Source organism: Kribbella sp. NPDC006257, from assembly GCF_040613535.1.
Taxonomy (GTDB): Bacteria; Actinomycetota; Actinomycetes; order Propionibacteriales; family Kribbellaceae; genus Kribbella.
In genome coordinates this window covers 21,181-40,120 of record NZ_JBEXSJ010000022.1, presented here as the reverse complement: position 1 = coordinate 40,120, position 18,940 = coordinate 21,181, and the positions used below count along the sequence as shown (strand labels likewise).

At 68.0% G+C, this 18,940-nt stretch carries 19 protein-coding genes; 4 read left to right on the top strand and 15 right to left on the bottom strand.

The annotated features are described in order from the left end of the window. Positions 1-146: 146 nt before the first annotated feature. Both ABZ004_RS25130 and ABZ004_RS25125 read right to left on the bottom strand, forming a co-directional pair. Positions 147-407: a Txe/YoeB family addiction module toxin gene (locus ABZ004_RS25130; protein WP_355683313.1), complete on the bottom strand. Its 261-nt coding sequence runs from the start codon at positions 405-407 to the stop codon at positions 147-149. Continuing rightward, positions 404-646, bottom strand: a complete 243-nt coding sequence (locus tag ABZ004_RS25125; protein ID WP_355683311.1) for a type II toxin-antitoxin system prevent-host-death family antitoxin — start codon at positions 644-646, stop codon at positions 404-406. The genes ABZ004_RS25130 and ABZ004_RS25125 overlap by 4 nt, the downstream gene beginning before the upstream one ends. Positions 647-856: 210 nt before the next feature. Between ABZ004_RS25125 and ABZ004_RS25120 the strand changes: the two genes are divergently transcribed. After that, complete coding sequence (locus tag ABZ004_RS25120) at positions 857-1,900, top strand: M48 family metalloprotease (RefSeq protein WP_355683310.1); 1,044 nt, start codon at positions 857-859, stop codon at positions 1,898-1,900. Positions 1,901-1,925: 25 nt separating this feature from the next. Here ABZ004_RS25120 and ABZ004_RS25115 read toward each other — a convergent pair whose 3' ends face one another. The 5 genes from ABZ004_RS25115 to ABZ004_RS25095 all read right to left on the bottom strand — a co-directional run bounded on the left by ABZ004_RS25115 (position 1,926) and on the right by ABZ004_RS25095 (position 4,751). Continuing rightward, positions 1,926-2,972 carry an ATP-dependent DNA ligase gene (locus ABZ004_RS25115; protein WP_355683308.1) on the bottom strand — a complete coding sequence of 349 codons (1,047 nt, stop codon included), beginning with the start codon at positions 2,970-2,972 and terminating at the stop codon, positions 1,926-1,928. 164 nt (positions 2,973-3,136) lie between these two features. Next, positions 3,137-3,337, bottom strand: a complete 201-nt coding sequence (locus ABZ004_RS25110; RefSeq protein WP_355683306.1) for a hypothetical protein — start codon at positions 3,335-3,337, stop codon at positions 3,137-3,139. 169 nt (positions 3,338-3,506) lie between these two features. Then, positions 3,507-4,121, bottom strand: a complete 615-nt coding sequence (locus ABZ004_RS25105; RefSeq protein ID WP_355683304.1) for a hypothetical protein — start codon at positions 4,119-4,121, stop codon at positions 3,507-3,509. Between the two features lie 52 nt (positions 4,122-4,173). Further along, on the bottom strand, positions 4,174-4,410 hold the full coding sequence (locus ABZ004_RS25100) for a hypothetical protein (protein WP_355683303.1): 237 nt from the start codon (positions 4,408-4,410) through the stop codon (positions 4,174-4,176). Then, positions 4,410-4,751, bottom strand: coding sequence for a hypothetical protein (locus ABZ004_RS25095; RefSeq protein WP_355683301.1), 342 nt, complete (start codon positions 4,749-4,751; stop codon positions 4,410-4,412). Before ABZ004_RS25095 ends, ABZ004_RS25100 begins: the two co-directional genes overlap by 1 nt. 102 nt (positions 4,752-4,853) lie before the next feature. Between ABZ004_RS25095 and ABZ004_RS25090 the strand changes: the two genes are divergently transcribed. The 3 genes from ABZ004_RS25090 (at position 4,854) to ABZ004_RS25080 (ending at position 9,652) form a co-directional block, all read left to right on the top strand. Beyond that, on the top strand, positions 4,854-8,288 hold the full coding sequence (locus ABZ004_RS25090) for an error-prone DNA polymerase (protein WP_355683299.1): 3,435 nt from the start codon (positions 4,854-4,856) through the stop codon (positions 8,286-8,288). 125 nt (positions 8,289-8,413) lie between these two features. Continuing rightward, positions 8,414-9,154 (top strand): hypothetical protein, encoded by a 741-nt coding sequence (locus ABZ004_RS25085; protein WP_355683297.1) that lies wholly within the window; start codon positions 8,414-8,416, stop codon positions 9,152-9,154. Between the two features lie 72 nt (positions 9,155-9,226). Beyond that, positions 9,227-9,652, top strand: coding sequence for a hypothetical protein (locus ABZ004_RS25080; protein ID WP_355683295.1), 426 nt, complete (start codon positions 9,227-9,229; stop codon positions 9,650-9,652). Positions 9,653-9,740: 88 nt separating this feature from the next. On the opposite strand, the gene ABZ004_RS25075 is transcribed toward ABZ004_RS25080, so the two are convergent. From ABZ004_RS25075 to mobF, 8 genes are all read right to left on the bottom strand, one after another. Further along, positions 9,741-10,601 (bottom strand): bifunctional DNA primase/polymerase, encoded by an 861-nt coding sequence (locus ABZ004_RS25075; RefSeq protein ID WP_355683484.1) that lies wholly within the window; start codon positions 10,599-10,601, stop codon positions 9,741-9,743. Between the two features lie 50 nt (positions 10,602-10,651). Further along, positions 10,652-10,882, bottom strand: coding sequence for a hypothetical protein (locus tag ABZ004_RS25070; RefSeq protein WP_355683294.1), 231 nt, complete (start codon positions 10,880-10,882; stop codon positions 10,652-10,654). Continuing rightward, positions 10,879-11,310, bottom strand: coding sequence for a hypothetical protein (locus tag ABZ004_RS25065; protein WP_355683292.1), 432 nt, complete (start codon positions 11,308-11,310; stop codon positions 10,879-10,881). Before ABZ004_RS25065 ends, ABZ004_RS25070 begins: the two co-directional genes overlap by 4 nt. A gap of 81 nt (positions 11,311-11,391) precedes the next feature. Next, positions 11,392-13,116, bottom strand: a complete 1,725-nt coding sequence (locus ABZ004_RS25060; RefSeq protein WP_355683290.1) for a DNA cytosine methyltransferase — start codon at positions 13,114-13,116, stop codon at positions 11,392-11,394. A gap of 84 nt (positions 13,117-13,200) precedes the next feature. Further along, complete coding sequence (locus ABZ004_RS25055; RefSeq protein WP_355683288.1) at positions 13,201-13,365, bottom strand: hypothetical protein; 165 nt, start codon at positions 13,363-13,365, stop codon at positions 13,201-13,203. An 8-nt stretch (positions 13,366-13,373) separates the two neighbouring features. Further along, positions 13,374-13,550, bottom strand: a complete 177-nt coding sequence (locus ABZ004_RS25050) for a hypothetical protein (protein WP_355683287.1) — start codon at positions 13,548-13,550, stop codon at positions 13,374-13,376. 295 nt (positions 13,551-13,845) lie between these two features. Continuing rightward, a complete protein-coding gene (locus ABZ004_RS25045) occupies positions 13,846-14,277 on the bottom strand; it encodes a hypothetical protein (protein WP_355683285.1) in 432 nt (143 codons plus the stop codon). Between the two features lie 25 nt (positions 14,278-14,302). After that, complete coding sequence (gene mobF / locus ABZ004_RS25040) at positions 14,303-18,901, bottom strand: MobF family relaxase (protein ID WP_355683283.1); 4,599 nt, start codon at positions 18,899-18,901, stop codon at positions 14,303-14,305. Positions 18,902-18,940 lie beyond the last annotated feature (39 nt).

Sequence of the window (18,940 nt, the reverse complement as noted above, 5' to 3'; positions counted from 1 at the left end):
GGACCTCGGCACCGGGAATCACCTCGTGTGTAGCACCTGCGGCGCCCTTCTGAACGTGACCACGCGACCATTGACCGAGGCTTTCGAGGCAGTCTGCCGCTAGCTTGCCTGGGCCGCCTTGGGGCCCAGTCAAGAAGGGCAAGGCTCTACTTGCCGTAATGAAACCTCGCCTGAAGTACAACCAGGTCGTCGCCATCGACCAGGTACACGAGTCTGTGTTCCTGGTCGATGCGCCGCGACCATGCGCCTTGAAGTACATGCTTCAGCGGCTCCGGCTTCCCAATGCCGCTGGTCGGGTCACGCAGGGCGTCTTCGATCAGGCGATTGATCCGCTTGACCTGGGCGCGATCGCTGGTCTGCCAGAAGGTGTAGTCCTCCCAGCCGTTGGGGGTGAAGACGAGCCTCACGTCAGCGGGTGCTCCTCGCGTTGGCCAGCCTTGGCCTGATTCAGGCTCTCCAGCAGCCGCTGCGCGTTCGCGGGCGACCGCAGAAGGTAGGCCGTCTCCTCCAAGGCGGTGTAATCGGACAGCGACATCAGCACCGCATTGCCAGCCTTCGACGTGATCTCCACTGGAGTGTGGTCGTCGTTGACTTGCTCGATCAGCGGGAACAGCTCCCGCCGTGCTGTGGATGCGTTGATCGCCATGAGGGTTGCCTCCGTCAGAGAGTGGTGACCCGTTGACCCGTTGACCCGTTGGCGCGAGTCGTACCAAAAACGGTACCACTTGACGAGAGGTGAGGCAATCCGGTGCTCGGCACCCCAGCCCAAGTCAGCGGCCTCAGTCAAGAGGGACATGGTTGCAACAAGGTGCAAATCGCTGGGCTGGATCGGTTGATCGTGCCTACCCTGCGTTGCATGACTGGGGCCGACAGCAACAATCCGGAGCGCGCGCCGATCAACCTCCCGCAGCCTGTCTCGCAGCCGCTACCCGCGCGGCCTGCAACGTTCGCCGCTAGAGCCGCCGCACCGCCTGCACTGGCGCGCCGGCCGCGACACGTTGGGGCCTGGACCGATGCCCTGCTCGCTGGGCCGTGGATCGTCTGGTCGTTCCTCGCCGTGGTCTTCTTCTTCGGTTGGTTCGTGGACTTCGACGACGGGCCGGGCTTTTGGATCGTCATGGGCGTCTGGATCGGCTCCGGGCTCGCGACGCTGCACCCGGCCACCGAGGACTTGATAGCCCGCTACGTCTACCGGCTCCGGGACCTGAACAACGCTGAGCACAACCGGATCGGGCTCGTCTGGTACAACGTGTGCGCGGCGGCCGGGGTGAACCCGAGCGCGTTCCGGATCTGGATCTGCGACGCCGACCAGATCACCGCGCCGGCCACCAGCGGCCACACCATCGCCTTGACCCGCTGGTCGCTCTACACCCTCGACCTGCCCCGCCTCCGCGCTGTCCTCGCCCACGAGCTGGCCCACCATCTCGGCACGACGCCGCGCCTGTCCGCCCTGGTCGCCTGGTACGCGATCCCGGCCCAGGCCGCCGCCGTCGTGATCCGGCGCGTCTGGCCGGTACTACGCCGCCACCCCGTCCTGCTCTTCGCGATCCTCGCGTTCTGGACCATGGCGCTCGCCGGCCTCGTGCTCCGCGGACTCGTCTTCGGGTTCTCCCCGATGGACTTCATCTGGTTCACGCCGCTCGCGGCGCCGTTCGTCCTGGGGATCGCCGGGAAGGCTGCCGAGCGGTACGCCGACCGGCAGGCCGCCGACCTCGGTTTCGGCCCCGAGCTCGCGGACGTGTTCCAGGGCTGGCAGACCCAGGCCGCGCACGACCAGGCCGTCTACAAGCGGGCCCGGATCACCTCGGCCGACCCGACCGTCGCCACCCGGCTCCGAGCCTTAGAGAAGCACCTCGGCCGAGGCAGAACTTCCCTAGGCACTACGCCCGGCCGGTACTGAGCAAGAGCGAGGCCGCGGGCAACCCCTAGGGAGGATCAGGAAGGGGCGGGAGGTCCTCTGGACGCAACTCCGCGCGTAGGCGGACGAAGCGCATCCCATGGCGTATCTGGCCGGCCTGGGTCGCGGCATCGGCACTGACCTCGGCGACGACGACAGGGTTGACCTTGATGAGCGGCTTCTTGCTGTCACGGCCGCCCCAGCGGTACGACGTGATCTCGTCCGGCCACGGATGCCCGGGCCCGGCGGGCTCCAGGACTGCGGCCAGCTGCCGGGATTGATCAGGTTTGAGCGCAACGGTCCGCCCAACGACGGTCAGCTCGCCTTCGCTGGTGTAGAGACCGGCGATAACAACTTCGGGGTGTGTGATCGAGCCGAGGACTCCGCCGACGAGGACCTCTCGGGTCTCGCGGTGCTTCACTTTCAACCACGCATCCCTGCGACCGGGCGTGTAGCGGCTGGCCGCCCCCTTGCACACCAGTCCTTCGATACCCATCGCCGCAGGTAGGACGTCGAACCATTCGCGGGCCTCTTCGAAGTCGTCCGTGGCGGGCGTCACCTGCAACGGCGGCGCCCACTCGGCGGCGATCTGCTCCAAGCGGCGTCGGCGGACGGCGTACCGCTGGCCGCGCAGATCGACGCCGCCGGTGGCGAGGAGGTCGAACGCGGCAAAGGCGGCAGGCAGCTCCGCTGCCTTCGCGCGAGCTCGGCTCGGCGCGGTCACGAGCCGCTGCTGCAGCGCGTCGAAACTGAGCCGTCCGTCGGGGCCGAGGATCACCAGCTCGCCGTCCAGAACGGTCCCGTCGGCGAGCTGCCGTGTCGCGGCGGCGACGATGTCGGGGAACCGGTCGCTGATGTCGTTCTTGTTGCGGGTCCACAGCCGCGCCGACGCGCCGTGGCGGACGGTGACGACGCGGTAGCCGTCCCATTTCACTTCGTACCTGGTGCCGCCGGGCAGCTCGCTCGGGCCGGGGATCTGCTCGACCGATTTCGCGAGCGCGACCTCCACCGGGCCGGTCAGCCCTGCCGGGATCCGGACCGGGCCTGGGTCAGTCCCGCGGCGACCGGTCGGCATCACGCCTCCCGTACCCGGAAGGTGGCCATACGGCCGCGACGATGCGTTTCACGGTGAGGCGCGGGTCGCGCTGGGGGCAGAACCGGTGGTGCTCCGGAACGTTCGCTCCGTCGCATTTCCCGCACCGCCAACGGCCGGCCACGACACCAGCATGCGCCGAGAAGTCAGCTCATGTCGCCGTACGGCGACCGATTCGGCGGAGACAGCGAGATCCCTTCGGCCCGAGCCTTGGACCGGATCGCATCCTCGGTCCGGTTCAGCCTTATCGACATCACCCCGACCGGAGTGTTGCCGCCGGCCAACTCTCGCAGCTGCTGGACCTCTTCGTCGGTCCACGCGTCGCCGCTGTGCGCCGTGTCCGGCATGATCTGCTCCCTTCACCGTCGCGCGGGGTTTGTTGCCCATGGCCCCGGTACCCCAGCAGGCGGTTCCGGAATCGCGCCTCGGCAAGTCACTGCCCGCAGGCATCGGGGTGCGTACGTACGGTCGCCATCCGCGCAGCCGGGTCGGCGTTGCGGCCTGCTGAGCTGAGGACTAGGGACCGGGTTGTCGACGGGCGGCGACCGCATCCCAGGCTTTCCGGACCAGCGCGACCTGATCCTGCCGGAACCAGTACCTGCCCGAGTTGTCCTTCCACGTCGGCAGGCGGCCGTCTGTGGCCAGCTGACGCACACGGCTCTCGCTGCGCCCAAGGATCCGCGCCGCGGCAGCCGTATCGACAAAGCCTGTTGGCGGCTGCCCTGGCCTCGATCGCGGTGGCGGCAGCCCGAGGGCGTGGACGAGCTTGTCCACATCTGATCGGTACACCGGCCGCCGTGCCCTGGCCGCGGTGATCAGCCGGCCGGCAGCGATGTGTTGGCGGACTTCGGCGATCGTGCAGTGGAGAAAGCGAGCGGCCTCGCGAAGGGTGATCTGCTCGCCCAGATCGCGAAGGCGCTTCACGTCGGATAACAGGAGCTGTCGCGTCGTTCCTGGCCGGCCGTGCTTGGGCAGGCGCCCGAGATCCATGAGCCGGTGCACCTGCCAGACCTCAAGGCCGAGGATCGCTGCGGCTTGGGCAGGTGTGATTCGAGGATCGGGAACCAGCCACTGCTCCGGCGACCCGCTCTCGCCTGACTCGTCAGCTTGATCGGCCTCGTCCGCCAGCATACGAGCAAGCCTCGCATGCGACAGCGCGATCAGGTCGGTAGCGGCCCCGCGCCTAAGTGACGGCTCCTCGGTCGGGGAGCAGGTCAGGGTGGCAGTTGACGCCGCGCCATTGCCAGACGTGTCCGGCGGTCGGTCGTTGGTAGCCGAGTGCCCAGCCGGCGTGGTCGGGTTTGGTGCGACCCATCCGTTGAGCGGCGCGGATACGTTCGAGGAAGTCTTCTTCGTAGAACTGTTGCCCGTCGCCGGGGCCGCCGTTCAGCCGGATCACCGGTCCACGGTTCTCGGCCATTACTGGTCCTCGATCCGCCGGAGGTCGGTGTGCGGGATCCAGGTGTATTCGCCGTCGTGGCGGCGGACCCGGCCGATCCATTCACCGTTCTCGCGGACCCAGGCATCGAGGCGGCCGGCGGGCTGGAAGACCTCGACCGGGACGGGCGGGTCGACGGTACGGACGGTCGCTTTGTCGCGGTAGCCGTGTGCGTCGTACTGCAGCTCCAGGTCGGCGGCCTCCTGCGCGGCCTGCTGTTTGGTCAGGCCGGAGCCGCGCTGGCCGTTGGCGGCGTTGTCCCAGATCAGCCAGTCGTGGTCGCCGCCGCCGTCGGGCAGTCGTGGGTTGAATCGTCCGACCATGACCCCAGAATGCCACACATTCGAAAGCATGTTCTACTAGCGGTGGGTCGACAGATCGCACCGCCTACGGGTGGTGCACGGGGTGTGGTGGAGGTGTTGGCGGTGGGTTACCAGAATCCGCCGATCAAGTGGTCGGAGCTAGAGCAGAAGCTGTCGGACCGGTCCCGGCCGGCGTCGAACGGTGGCCGTCCGGTCACCGCGGACGGCGGCGACTCGCCAGCTTGGTCGCAGCACCGCGGCCCCTACGTGCCGCCGGTCGAAGACCAACCACGCCGCCCGGACGGGCCGGTGACGCCGTACGCGGAGCTGCATGCGCATTCGAACTTCAGTTTCCTGGATGGCGCCTCGTCGCCGGAGCACCTGGTCGAGCAGTCGGTGCGGCTCGGGCTGCACGCGATCGCGCTCACCGACCACGACGGCTTCTACGGTGCGGCGCGGTTCGCGGAGACTGCCGCGACCTACGACGTGACCACCGTGTTCGGCGCCGAACTGTCGCTGGACCTGCCGGCGCCGCAGAACGGGGTCGCCGACCCTGAAGGTTCCCACCTGTTGGTGCTGGCGGAGCGGCAGGAGGGGTATCACCGGTTGTCCGGGGCGATCACCGAGGCCCATCTCGCGGGTGAGGAGAAGGGCCGCCCGCTGTACGACCTGGAAGAGCTCGCCGCCCGCGGCCGAGACCACTGGCTGGTCCTGACCGGCTGCCGCAAAGGCCCCGTCCGCCAAGCCCTCGCTGCCGGCGGCCTCGCGGAGGGGCCGGCGGCTGCGGCACGGGAGCTGGACCAGCTGGTGGCGTTGTTCGGGCGGGACCGGGTCGTGGTCGAGCTGATCGACCACGGACTGCCGCTGTCGTCGACCGAGAACCGGATCCTCGCCGATCTCGCGAAACAGGCCAGGCTAGCGACGGTTGCTACCGGCAACGTGCACTACGCGGCCACCCGCGACTTCAAGCTCGCCTCGGCGGTCGCGGCTGTGCGGGCGAGGCGGAGCCTGGACGAGATCGACGGCTGGCTGCCCGCCGCGGCGACTGCGTTTCTGCACTCCGGCGCCGAGATGGCCTACCGGTTCCGACACTTCCCCGGCGCTGTCGCACGGTCGGTGCAGCTGGCCGACCAGCTGGCGTTCAACCTGCGCGCCGCGAAACCGAAGCTGCCGAAGATCGACGTCCCGGCCGGGCACACCCAGATGTCGTGGCTGCGGCACCTCGTGTTCGACGGCGCTCTGGAACGCTACGGGACCAGGGAGCTCCGCCCGGACGCCTACCAGCGACTCGAACGCGAACTCGACGTGATCGAGGAACGCGACTTCCCCGGCTACTTCCTGATCGTGTGGGACATGGTCCGCTACGCCCGCGACAACCGGATCCTGTGCCAAGGCCGCGGGTCGGCCGCGAACTCCGCGGTCGTGTTCTGCCTCGGCATCACCGCGGTCGACAGCATCTTGTACGGGTTGCCGTTCGAGCGGTTCCTGGCCGCGACCCGGACCGAGGAACCCGACATCGACGTCGACTTCGACTCCGACCGGCGCGAAGAAGTCATCCAGTACGTCTACGACAAATACGGGAGACGCAACGCCGCCCAGGTCGCCAACGTCATCACCTACCGCCCCAAAATGGCCGTCCGGGACATGGCCAAGGCCCTTGGCTACTCCACCGGCCAGCAAGACGCCTGGTCCAAACAAGTCGACGGCTGGTCCCCTGAGGTCACCTCCACCGACCACGACATCCCACCCATGGTCATCACCCTCGCCACCGAACTCTTGAAAGCGCCGCGCCATCTGGGGATCCACTCCGGCGGGATGGTGCTGACCGAACGGCCGGTCGGTGAGGTGGTGCCGATCGAGCACGCCCGGATGGACAAACGCACCGTCCTGCAATGGGACAAAGACGACTGCGCCTACATGGGTCTGGTCAAGTTCGACATGCTCGGCCTCGGCATGCTCGCCGCCCTCCAATACACCATCGACCTCGTCGAAACCCGGCTCGGCGAAGCCTGGGAACTCCACACCATCCCCAAAGAAGAACAAGGCGTCTACGACCAGCTGTGCCGCGCCGACTCCGTCGGGGTGTTCCAGGTCGAGTCCCGCGCCCAGATGGCCACCCTCCCCCGGCTCCGCCCCCGCCGCTTCTACGATCTCGCCTGCGAGATCGCGCTCATCCGCCCCGGCCCGATCCAGGGCGGTGCGGTGCACCCGTTCGTGCGGCGGATGACCGGCCAGGAACCGATCACCTACCCGCACCCGCTGTTGGTGCCGGTGCTGGAGCGCACCAAAGGGGTGCCGCTGTTCCAGGAACAGTTGATGCAGATGGCGATGGCAATCGGCGGCATCGACGGCGACGAAGCCGACCTGCTGCGCCGCGCCATGGGCTCCAAACGCGGCATCGAGAAAATCTCCTCCCTCAAGGAGAAGCTGTACGCCGGCATGGCGAGCAACAGCATCACCGGCGACACCGCCGACGCCATCTACGCCCGCATCGAAGCCTTCGCGAACTTCGGGTTCGCCGAATCCCACTCCATCAGCTTCGCCCTCCTCGTCTACGCCTCCACCTGGTTCCGCCTCCACTACCCCGCAGCCTTCCTCGCCGCCCTCCTCCGCGCCCAACCCATGGGCTTCTACTCACCCCAATCCCTCGTCGCCGACGCCAAACGCCACGGCGTCGAAGTCCGCCGCCCCGACCTCCACCGCTCCAGCGCCGACGCCGCACTCGAGAACCTCACCGACCGACAGGCACCAGTCGTGACGGGGATGGCCGCTTGCCTGGCCGATCCGCAGCCACCGATCGGGCCGTTCGATCCCGACGCTCCGGACCTCTGCACGCAGCATCGGCGCGACGGCGCCTTTGCTGTCCGGCTCGGATTGGCCGAGGTGAAGACCATCGGAGACGATGTCGCCCGCGCCATCGTGGAAGAACGCGACCAGCACGGCCCGTACGCGAGCATGGCCGACCTCGTACGGCGTACCGGGATCACCGCGCCGCAGGTAGAGGCGCTTGCTACGGCCGGGGTGTTCGACTGCTTCGGGCTCACCCGACGGCAAGCACTCTGGGAAGCCGGCCGCGCTGCGGAAGAGCGGCCCGAACGCTTCGCCGGTGTCACAACCGTCGGCCCACCACCCACCCTGCCCGGCATGAGCGACGACGAGATCACGATCGCCGATCTTTGGGCGACCGGTATCACTACCGGCAAACATCCCATCGAGCACCTCCGCGAACGACTCGCCGCCGACGGGATCCTGTCCGCGAAGGAGCTCCGCTCGGCCCCGGCAAACACCCGGGTCCGCGTCGCCGGTGTCGTCACCCACCGCCAGAGGCCGGCCACCGCTTCCGGCATCACCTTCATGAACCTCGAAGACGAAACCGGCATGATCAACGTCATCATCTCCGTCGGCTGCTGGAACAGACACCGCAAAACCGCCAGAGACTCCGCCGCACTCATCATCCGCGGCCGACTCGAACGTGCCAACAACGTCACCAACCTGGTCGCTGAACACCTCCAACGACTCCCCCTCACCGCCCCCACTCGCTCCAGAGACTTCCGGTAGCTCGTCGGTCACAGCTCAGAACGCATGAGACAAGCAGCGCATTGATCGCATGCTGGGCGTACAGCGACCCAGACAGTCAGGCGAGCCTGCCGATCGCCGGGAGGGCATCAGCCTACGTTGTCTCCATGGCGTTCGATTGGCTATATGGCCCGAAACGAGACGAGCTGGGAACTCAGATCTACATGCGCTCGCTCGTGCTCGAACCAGACACCGTCCGAGACATCGCCAGGCTAGTCGAAGAGCACTACAACGAGGTCAAAGTGCGGTGGCATCCAGTCGACCCGAGAATGCAACTGGTCGGAGGACCAGATACCCCACCCGCCGAGCCGTTCGATCTGGCTCAGATCGCCAAACGCCCAGACTGGGAGATCCGCAAGTTGGCGATTCACGGCCCTCTCTTCAACGTCGACCTACGTGAAGGTCACCGGCCGTCCATCACAAGGGAACCAAACCAGGAGGGCGCGGCAGCTCTTGCCGAGCGGATCTTCGAGAAGCTCTACGCTGAAGGTCGGCCTCGCATCATGTGGAAGCCGCTGCTCGCTCGGGGTCCGTTCTTGCTGATCGCTCTCATGGTTGTTACCTGGATCTGGTATCTGATCGACAAGACGCCGCCCCTCAGTCTCGGGGTTGCCGGCTCGCTGATAACACTCTGTGCGGGCGCGGCCAGTGTGAACCTCGTCCTGGAACACGCTCGCAAGGTGGCCGGATACGCTGGCTACCCCGGCCACCGGATCCGGACAGTCGACCGCGAGGAATTGCGCAAGCGCCGCGCCGATCGTTGGGCGAACCTCAGGGTTGCCCTGATCTCCGGGGGCGCAGTGGCCATCCTCAGTGCGATCCTCATCGGCTTCTTCAAGCTCTACTGACCGTCGGGCCGCGAGTCGGGCCTGGAACGCGTGACCTAGAAAGTGTCGGCTGTGTCTGGGATCGTGCGTGGTATGGAGCTGATGGGCAGGGATTTTGACCGCGTCAGGCGGGAACACCTGCGCGGGGTGAAGCTGGGGGACTTCGCTCGCCTGTGGCTGACGGCGGAGCGGCGCGCCGACGCGTTGAACGCTCAGGGGCAGGTCGATTGGTACCTGGCCGGCGTGCAGACCACGTGCCGGTGGCTGGCTCACGCAGCTGTACCGCTCGACGGTCACTCTGGTGCTAGCCGCGAGTTGGCCTATGCCCCGATCACTCACACGACGGCTCGCGCGATCGAGGAACTGATCGAGGAAGAGACACAGGCTGCGGAGCGGTGGATTGGCCGGGAGTGGCCGAACTGCCCGGGCTATGTGGAGGGTGTTGTCGCGACGCTGGCTTGGACTTGGCGCCGGTCGGGTGTCCCTCCGATAGAGGTCGAGCACGCGCAAACGGGCTGAGGCATCCCAGTCCGGATCGGAGGGGCCTCAGGAAGCCGTTGTTTGGCTTCCTGAGGCCCTTCGTCGTCGCTGACTGACGCAATCCTGGTCAAGCTGTCCGGGCGCGGGGTTGTCGGGTGCCGGCTGTGAGGCCTGAGTTGATCGTGCGTTCGGCCTCGGTTCGGCCCAGTCCGATCCGGTCTGCCGCTGATACGAGTTCGTCGCGGACGACGGCCTGGTTGAGTAGTTGTGCGCCGACGAGTTGGCCGAGGACGAATGCGGCCCTATTCAGCGCGTGGTTGCGGTGTCCGGTGGTCGCTGCCAGCAGTTTGTCCAGCTCCTTCGTTAGCGCTGCGAGGGCGTAGACGTTGCTGTTGCGCAGTGCGGAAGGGGCGGGTGAACTGCTGACTGTGGTGGGTGTCGCGGTGAGTTCGGTGGTGATCCAGCTGGGCAGTTGTGCTGGTGGCCTTGTGCTGGTGGCGCGGTATTGGCCTTGCCGGGTGATCGATCCGGCGGCGACGACGTAGCCGCCGTGACCGCGGGTGTCGATTTTCCAGCCCAGTCGCCCGGCGGTGTTGCCGAGCTTGTGTTCGGCGGGTTGCCGGAAGTAGAGGTGCTGCCCGGTGGAGGGGGTGGTCACGCTGTAGGTATCTGTCGGTGCGGGGTGTCCTGCGTCGGCGGCGGCCAGGCGGAACACATCGGCGCCGGCGGCGGCCCCGCGGCTGCGCCACGGCTCGGGAGTCTGGTCGTCGGAGTCTTTCGGGAGGTCGAGGTCGATGACCAGAAGTCCGGAGGGCCCCGTGGCGATGCCGATGTTGTAGGGCGCGCGCCGCCAAATTCGGGCGATCTCCAGGTGGTCCATCGTTGCCTGGTGCTTCCAGTCTTCGACTGCGGGTGTCTTACGACCAGGTACGAGCGGAAACACGAACAAACCTCTGTCTGCGTACCAATGTGCAGCACGGCTCAACACCTGCCGCTTGCTGATCGTGCTCGCCGATTTTCGCGGACTCCTGCCCGTGGTCACGGTTCTACCTCGCTCCGGATCGGTTGCTCCGGCTGTACTTGTTCGCTGTGGACCCGGCGGGTCTGCTGCTGGTCGGTCGTACGCAGTTCGAGGTAGACCCGGACGCCGAACGATCCTCGGTTGGGGTAGGCGCGGTCGGCGCCGGCCACCTCGAACTCGCCGCGCAGGTGCTCGACGAGGTGCTGGATCTCATCGGGTTCTCCGGACAGCCGGACCTTGATCGTCATCGGTCCTCCCTTGTGGCGTCGTTGCTGGCGGCGAGGGTGGTGGGGTCGCCGTTGAACAGCACGTACAGCGGTCCTCGCGCGGGCAAGTCTTGGAGGTCGTACAGCGGAGGGATCCCCTCGTCGGGGCATGGGATCGTCCCGGCGTAGCCGTCACCGTCCTCGTCGATGAACAGCATCCACGGCGTGTGGTCCCGATCGAGTACCACGGGCATGGCGTGATCCCACGCAAGGCGGTCGACATCCTCGTAGGTGGTCACGGTGGCGCCGGTCGGAATCGGGCTCGGGGTGTGGTCGGTGCGGGTGCTGTTCGCGCACGGCCACCTGCTACTGCAGTTGCGGCAGGTGACACCATGTCGCGCGGCGTGGCCGTCGGGGTCCATCGCTTTGCCGCGTAGGTAGGGGTCGAACGGGTTTCCTGGGATGCTCATCATGGTCGGTTTCTCCTTGTGTGGTTGATGGTTCGGATGGTGGGAGGGCCGGACATCGGGTCGGCCCTCCCGTGTCGGTGGTTAGTGACCGAGTGGTGCGACGGCGGCGCCGATGATGTCTCTGGCTGCGGGTGGGGTGACGGCGTTGCCGGTCATCTTGATCAGGTCACGTTTGCTGGGTGTCTTGCCTTTTGCGTCGAGTACGTCGAAGCGGTAGCTGGGTGCGAACGCCATACCGGCGGCGGCTTCTTTGGGTGTGAACATGCGGAACAGGCATTCGGAGACCATCTCCTCGGCCTTCTTCAGGTCGTCGGGTGAGACCTTCGGGCGTCCGCCGCGTGGCCCGGCCTGGATCAGTGCCTGGTGCCCACTGGTGGTGAGGGTCCGCAGGTACTCGGTGACCGGTGTGGTCATCTCCGCACCGCCGGTGTTGTTGCGGTGCACCAGCGCGTAGCGATCAACGGTGGTCAGCGTTCCGACGGGTTGATCGACCGGCTTGGCGTGATCTGCGGTCCCGTAGTACGGCGAGACCAGCGCGTACGCCTCACGGGTGGTCAGGGTCCGCAACGCCTCACCCGTGGGCCGCGCGTCGTCGTTCCACGAACCGCCCGACGGCGTGACCAGGCCGTGGTGCTGGCCGCTGGCGCAGAAGGTCGCCGCCGCTTCCATCACCGTCCGTGCGTCCGACCCGCCACCTCGGAGCTCGGCGACGAACGGTGTCACCATCGCGGTCTCGGCCCGGGTCGTCTGGGTCCGCAACGGAACACCCATCGTCTGCGCCTGCTTGCCGTCGCGTCCCTCGACCGGCACCGCCAGTGCCTTCGAGGCGGTGGTGTGCAGGGTGCGGAGTACCTCGTCCATCCCCCATGCCCGGTAGTAGCCGTCAGGATCGCCGTAGCACGGGTGGTTCGGGTCAGTAGCGTCGTAGGAATTGCCCGCAGCCTCCAGGTGGAACGGCGCCCAGTAACGGGCGATCCCGGCAGCGATCCGTGCCCGCGTCTTGGGCTTCAACCGGTCCCCGATCAGTTCACCCCGGATACTCCAGTCGATCGCGGCAGCGGCGGGCAGGTAGCCCGGCTCGACGACCGTCCCGCACGCGGCGTGCACGTAGACGTAGGACTGGCGGTACCGGCCCACGGTCTTGCCCTGCTTCCACGCCTGCTGCGACTCCACCATCTGCGTGCAACGCGTGCAGTACGCCTGCGGGCGCAGGATCTGCTCGAAGTCCGGCGCGGGTGTTCCGTCCAGCCAGCACGCGATGTAGATCCGGTCGCGCGACTGCGGCGCCGGCGGCCCGAACGCCTGAGCGTGCATCGAGTTCAGCGAGATAACCCGGAACCGGTAACCCAGCTTCATCAGGTCCTGGCGCCAGGTGTGCCACGCGAGCCGGTACTTCGGCTGGGTCGCGATATCGACCACGTTCTCGATCACCATCACCCGGTACCGGTGGTACTCGGCGAACTTGAGCACGTCGAACATCAGCAGCCGCGACCGCTGCGCGGCCTCGTTCGACAGCGGGTCCTCGAACAGCCCTTCCTCGATCGCGGGCAGCTGCTTGCCGTTGGCCTGGGACCACTTCGTGCACTCCGGCGATGCCCACAAGATGTCGGTACGAGGGAAGAACCGGGGGTCTTCCTTGTGCAGGTCGGCGGTGGAGTGATCGGTGTTGGGGTGGTTCAGGTTGTGCACGGCAACGGCCAGTGCCCAGTGGTTCGCGGCGATCCGCACGTCGATTCCCGGGATCTGCACCGCACCGGAACTCGATCCACCGGCGCCGCAGAACAGGTCAGTCAAGGTCAAAGTCATGTTATTCAGCTCCTTCCGTGGTGGGCGGGGAGCGCCGCGAGTGTCTGGTGGGCCTTCATCGCTAGCGCTCCCCGGGCCGGTGGGTCAGTTGGTGTCGTCGGGGAACATGTGGTCGAGCAGCTGGGAGTCGGCGTGGTCGGGATCGTCGCCGGTGAACTCACGGCCGCACGAGCAGAGGCTGACGAACTTGCCGTCGATGTAGGGCTGCTCTGCCGGTGTCACGTCTCGGTGCTCGCTCAGGTCAGTCACTGGTTGGCTCACCATCCGGACCGCGTCCAAGCCTTCTTCGCCTTGCGTACCTGGCGTTTCGTCGTCGGCACGGCGTGCAGGTGAGGGCAGCAGATCGGCCCGCCGCACAGGAGGTGGTTCTTCGGGCTGCACCATGACGCGCACGGTGTGGCGGTGCCGGTGATGTGGTTGGTCTTGTTCGTCATCGCTGGTCTCCCCTGGCTGTGTCCGCTGGTGGGCGTTGTGTAGCGGCAGCCCCGTTCTTGGGGGCCTGCCGGCTACTGCCGCAAAGCAGGCGCCTCAAGAGGCTCGCCGTAGAGAGACCGGTGGCCGTTGTCACAGGCTGGACAAGGGCGTTTGGGAGCTTGCGACCGCCCGCCGTACTGCATGTGAGAACTGCCAGCGGTCTCTCTACGGGGAGGGGAGGCGTCTGCTACCCGCCCGCCAACCTCAGCCACAGAAGGGATTACGTCCCGGCCGCAGGCCGGGCTAGTACTTGGTTCAGGCGTCGGTGAGCTGACCGCAAAAGTCCGGCGCCTGGCTATCAATGGCTTGCTCGGCCTTGGCCGATGCGGCGGTGTCGTCGGTGTGCCACCGGTCCAGTTCGGCATCCCGATCTGACTCGGCGGCTGCCGCGTCGGCTTCCTCGCGGATCCGGGCCACATTGGCTTCGGCGCGCCGGATCGCCGCCATGCAAGCGATGCCGTCGATTCGGCCCTCCAGATCGGCGCCGATCTGCATGGTGCTCGCGGCGTCCCCTTCGGCCAGCTCGCGGGCATCGGCCTCGCTGATCCCGCTCTCGATCTCGCGATCGTTGACGTGGTCCCAGACGGTCCACGTCCCGCTGGTGTCACTCGGGTACGCGGTCCGTGCCGCATCCTCGGCCTGGTCGGTGCGAGCGATCAGGCGCTCGCGCGAAAGATTGTCGTTCATTCCCGTTGTCCTTTCGGTTGGGGAGTCAGTCGAGTCCGAGGACGGGCTCGTGCTGTTGCGCGGCCTCGTCGGCGGTGTGGGTGTCTTCTGCGTGCCACCTGGCGAGTTCTTCGGCGCGCTCCTCGGAGTCGGCTGCGGCGCGGCGTTCTTCGGCCTCGCGACGCTGGGCGATTTCGATCAGTGCCCGCTGTGCGCGCCGTACGCTCTCGGCGGACTCCTCGGCGGTCGGGACCCGCGGCGTGTCGGACTCCGCCACCGGCGTCTCGCCGGCGGCGACCTCGCGAATGTCGGCAGGCGCCTGGCGTTCCAGCGCGTCCCGATCTGCTGCCGGAGCCGCCGCCGTTGTGGCGTCGCTGTCGGTCTCAGTGTTGTCGTCGGCAACGACCTGCGCGACCGCGTACTCTCCGGCGTCCAGCACAGGTTCAGTTCCGGCGCTGAGCTGGTCGTCGACCGGTTCGGCCTCGACGAACTCATCGCCTGGCTGGGCGACAGCGAAGTCGTGGGCCCGTGCTTCGGCGACCTCTGCCAGGTCGTGCTCGTCCCTGACCTGCAGGTCGTCTTGGGCCTCGATCTCAGCGAGCCATTCCTCGGAGGTAGGCCCGTCGTCGCTGTTGTCGATGCCACGGGCTTGCAGTTCCATCGCGGCCCGATCGGCTGCGGCCTGGGTGGCGGCGGTGTGGGTGAGCCACAGAGCGCGGGCGTCGTCGGCGATCTGCAGCTCGGCGGCCCGGGCGTCGAGTGCCTGCGCGAGCGCCTTGGCCTGCTCGGCCTCGGTGAGCAGCTGCTGGCGGGCAGTGTCGTCGGCGGTGGCGTCGGCTTCGGCGGCGCGCAGGGCCGCGGTACGTCGTTCGCGATCGGCGGCCTGCCGCGTGCCGGCCAGCTCCTCACCGACGTACGGCGGCGCCCATGCCTTCTCGCGCTCGTAGGCGCGGACCCGGACCCGCAGTTGTCCGGGCGACATCTCGGCTTCGGCGTGGTCGGCCTCGGGGCGGCCGAGGGCACGCCAGGCGGTCCGCCAGGATGCGTATTGCTCGACCTGTCCGGGCTTCGGGGCGGCGCCCAGCGCGTCGTCTGGAGCGTCATGGCCCATCACCTCGCGGTGGGCCGCTACCTGTCCGGCCCGCCGGATCCACTCGTCTCGCTCCGGGCCTTGGTCGGCCGGTGTCTGGCCGAGTGCTTCGGCCCACTGGGGCTGCTCGGTGGCGACCTGTTCACCGAGCTCCGTGACACGCCGGTCGGCTTCGCGGGCGAGGTCGGTCAGGTAGGCCGACCACTGCGGATCGGCGACTTCTGGGAGCCGCTCGGTGTATGTGTCGCCGATCGGGCTGAGACTCAGGCCGCCACGCTTGATCCGTTCCTGCACGACATAGGTCAGCTTGCGGGCGTCGTGCAGGGACCGCTGCCGGATGGCGTCGGCGAGAACCTGGCGTGGGTCGTGCCCGGCCAGCTCGACTGTTCTCAGCAGTGCGCCCAGCGTGCCGGCGCCGTCCTCAGTAGCGAGCGCTGTGCGCTGCTCCGGCGTGAGGGCGCCGGTGTCGGCGAGTTCGTCCAGCCATGCCGCGGTCCGCCCGGCAGTGGCCAGCGTGATCCCGTCGGCCAGTAGCTCCGCGGGTGTGCGGAGCCGGTTCGCTTCCGTGGCGGATTCGGCGGCGGCCTGCAGCGCGGACAGCTGCGGGTCTTCCAGCTCGAACGCTGCGCGCAGCACCGACAGCGCGGACCGTTGCGCGGCCTTGTTGGTCTCGCCGTACTCGGCTTGTCCGGCGAGTGACTGGGTCACGACGTGGGCGGTGTTCGTGGTCCGGCCGCGCGTCATCGCCACATACAGGGCGTAGACGGAGGTGGTCTGGGTGGCGACCACATGGCTGGAGTCCACGGTCATGCCCTGGGAGGAGTGGACGGTTGCGGCGTAGGCGAGGGCAACGTGATCGCGGACGTACTGCGAGGGCAGCACCATCGTTTCGTCCGGTACCGGTTGACGGGTGCCGCGGACGAGCGGCGCGACCCGGAGGGCACCGTCGTAGAGGACTTCGAGGACCTTGAACTCGTCGCGGTTGAACGCGGCCCGCTGATTGCCCTGCCACCCCCTGAGATGCCAGGCGTTCTGCCGGGTCTGGATCACGTCACCTGCGCCCGCCCGGTTGCCGGTCGAGATCAAGGACACGGTCCGTTCGTCGTCTACGTGCCCGTACTCGACCAGCCGCGCGCGCAGCTGCGCGGACAGGTCAGCGGCCTGGGCGTTGCTGTCCACAATCAGCAACGTGTGCAGGCCATTGAGGTGGTCGGCCAGCCACGCGTCGGACGCGGACCGCTGCGCGGCTTCGAGGTGTCCGCCGTCGAGGATCCTGCCCTGCTTGTGATAGTCGGCGAGCACCGTCTCGTCGCCGCTGCGGAGCCGCAGCGACGCGGGGCCTTCCCAGTCAGCCGTGAACCGGCGGGTCTCGACCAACTCGTGGGTGAGCGCATTGCTAGTGACCAGCTCCATGCCGCCGCCGGCGCCGACGGCGGCGAGCTGGCGGTGGTCGCCGACCAGCAGCAGTTTCGCGCCTGCCGCCTCGCAGTGGGCGTGGATCTGGGCGAGGTCGCTGGTGGCGGCCATGGCCGATTCGTCGACCACGACCAGGTCACCCTCACGCAGGCGCCAGGCTTCGTCCTCGCCGCTGGTCAAGGTGCTGCCCGTGAGGCGCTGCTGCTGGTCCAGCCAGCGCGTGATGTTCTTCGCGGTGACACCGTCCGATGCCAGGACTTCGGTGGCGACCTGGGACGCGGCCAGCCCAACCATCCGGTGCTGGACGCCGTTCCACAGCGCCGGGTCTTCCCACGCCTTGGCCAACGCGCCGACGACGCGTGATTTGCCGGTGCCGGCGGGCCCGATCAGGGTCTCGACCTTCGCGCCCGACGACAGAATGCCGCGCACGGCGGCGGCCTGGTCGCTGCCGAGTTCCAGCCCGGCCGCGGCGAGTTCCTTCACGAACGCGGCGGTGTCGGCGGTGGTCATCGCGACCCCGCCGCGGGCGTATCCGGCTCTGGCGAGCTGCCGCTCGGCCCGGAGGTGATCGGGTGTGACGAAGCGCTCCGCGCCCGGCGAGGTGTAGGCCGACGAGCCGTCTCCCCGGCGCAGCTCGTCGGGCAGCTGCCCGGTCTCGCCCATGTGCCGGGTATCGACCTGGCGGGCGAGTGTGAGGCCGCGCTCGGTCAGCTTGTCCAGTAGCCGCGTGATCTTCTCCGGCTTCATGCTGCCGAGGTTGTCCGGGAGTGCGTCGCTGATCGTGCGCGTCAGGTCGGCGGCCCGCCAGGTGGCGTGTTTGGCCTGCACATCGGCCAGTGCCGTCTCGAGCACCTTGGTCTTGTTCACCCGGCCCGGCAGCCACCGGCGCTGCTGCAGGCCGAGCACGTCGTGGGCGACCTTGCCGAGTCCCCCGCGGACCTCGGCACGCAGCTGCGCATCCCACCGCTCCAGGCGTTCCGCGACGGTCTCGCCGTCGTGGGACTTCGCGTTGCGGGTCTTGAGCGTCGCGTCCTGCTGCAGCTGCGCGAGCTGCAGGTTGTTCGGTGCGTGCCCGAACTTCTTCTCGAAAGCGGCGACCAGTACGGCGGTCTTCTTCGTGATCGCCCGGCGCCGCGACGAGAAGAGGTCCATCACGGCCTGGTCGATTCCGACGACCTCGCGGGACTTGCCGTCGGGCCGCATCTTGAACTGCACCCCGAGGCTATTGACGAGGTGCTGTTCCATCACCCGTTCGCCGATCGCGCCGGCGGCGGGCTTGAAGCGGTGCAGCGCCTGCCCGTCGAGCGTGCGCCACTTCCCGTCCGGGCCCTGGACGCGGTTGAGGATCGCGTTGTGGATGTGCAGCTGCGGGTCGTGGTCGCGCGAATCGTGCTGGAAGAACGACGCGACGACCCAGTCATGGGTGTCGGCCCACCGGCCGGCCGCGCCGCCGTGGTGACCGACGCGGGTGTATCCGGCCTTGTCCTGCAGGTAGTTCAGGGCCGCGTTGCTCCCGGCCCAGACCGCGTCCTCGACGGCCTGGCGGTGCCTGCCCCACTGCACCGCCTCGCGCTCCGCGGTGCGCACCGCATCGCGGTAGCGGCGCACCGCTTCCCCGTTACCCGCATGGTGCGCCCGCTCCAGTGCATCGCGAGCCGCCTCGGCTGCACCGAACGCCTGCGCTTCCTGGGCAGCAAAGGCGGTGTGCAGCACCGTCACCGACTTCTGCGGACTGAACGTCGCATCGTGAAACGCCACGTTGCTCCGCACCGATTTACCTGCCTGCACCTGCAGCTCCCTGCGGCGCTCCGCTGTTGCACCGGGCTCGCGGGCCAGCAGATCGGCGTACACCTGCGCTTCCGTCTTGTAGGCGCGGCCTGTGTGTCCGAGCGTCTCAGCCTCGTCCCACCGGACCGGGTCCCGAAACGCCTCGTCGCGCGGGTCGATGAACCGCTCGTACAGCGCGGTCATGTCCTGGGTATCGACCTCACCGGTCAGGCCGAGCGCCTCCGCACCCCGGCCCGACCAGCGGCCCGGCGGCTCGCCCGCCGCGACCGCGCCGGTGTAGTAGTTCTCCCGGCCGGAGGCCACCGAACCCGTCAGGTAGCTCGCGCTGTGACCACTGCGAACGCTCAGCACAGCGCATCACCAGCCACCCGCGAACCCGCCGCGGCAGCG

Coding starts and splice junctions, on each gene's coding strand:
- ABZ004_RS25125 (WP_355683311.1), bottom strand. CDS start 646: ATGGCGATCAACGCATCCACAGCACGGCGGGAGCTGTTCCCGCTGATC.
- ABZ004_RS25120 (WP_355683310.1), top strand. CDS start 857: ATGACTGGGGCCGACAGCAACAATCCGGAGCGCGCGCCGATCAACCTC.
- ABZ004_RS25115 (WP_355683308.1), bottom strand. CDS start 2,972: ATGCCGACCGGTCGCCGCGGGACTGACCCAGGCCCGGTCCGGATCCCG.
- ABZ004_RS25110 (WP_355683306.1), bottom strand. CDS start 3,337: ATGCCGGACACGGCGCACAGCGGCGACGCGTGGACCGACGAAGAGGTC.
- ABZ004_RS25105 (WP_355683304.1), bottom strand. CDS start 4,121: ATGCTGGCGGACGAGGCCGATCAAGCTGACGAGTCAGGCGAGAGCGGG.
- ABZ004_RS25100 (WP_355683303.1), bottom strand. CDS start 4,410: ATGGCCGAGAACCGTGGACCGGTGATCCGGCTGAACGGCGGCCCCGGC.
- ABZ004_RS25095 (WP_355683301.1), bottom strand. CDS start 4,751: ATGGTCGGACGATTCAACCCACGACTGCCCGACGGCGGCGGCGACCAC.
- ABZ004_RS25085 (WP_355683297.1), top strand. CDS start 8,414: ATGGCGTTCGATTGGCTATATGGCCCGAAACGAGACGAGCTGGGAACT.
- ABZ004_RS25080 (WP_355683295.1), top strand. CDS start 9,227: ATGGAGCTGATGGGCAGGGATTTTGACCGCGTCAGGCGGGAACACCTG.
- ABZ004_RS25070 (WP_355683294.1), bottom strand. CDS start 10,882: ATGACGATCAAGGTCCGGCTGTCCGGAGAACCCGATGAGATCCAGCAC.
- ABZ004_RS25065 (WP_355683292.1), bottom strand. CDS start 11,310: ATGAGCATCCCAGGAAACCCGTTCGACCCCTACCTACGCGGCAAAGCG.
- ABZ004_RS25060 (WP_355683290.1), bottom strand. CDS start 13,116: ATGACTTTGACCTTGACTGACCTGTTCTGCGGCGCCGGTGGATCGAGT.
- ABZ004_RS25050 (WP_355683287.1), bottom strand. CDS start 13,550: ATGACGAACAAGACCAACCACATCACCGGCACCGCCACACCGTGCGCG.
- ABZ004_RS25045 (WP_355683285.1), bottom strand. CDS start 14,277: ATGAACGACAATCTTTCGCGCGAGCGCCTGATCGCTCGCACCGACCAG.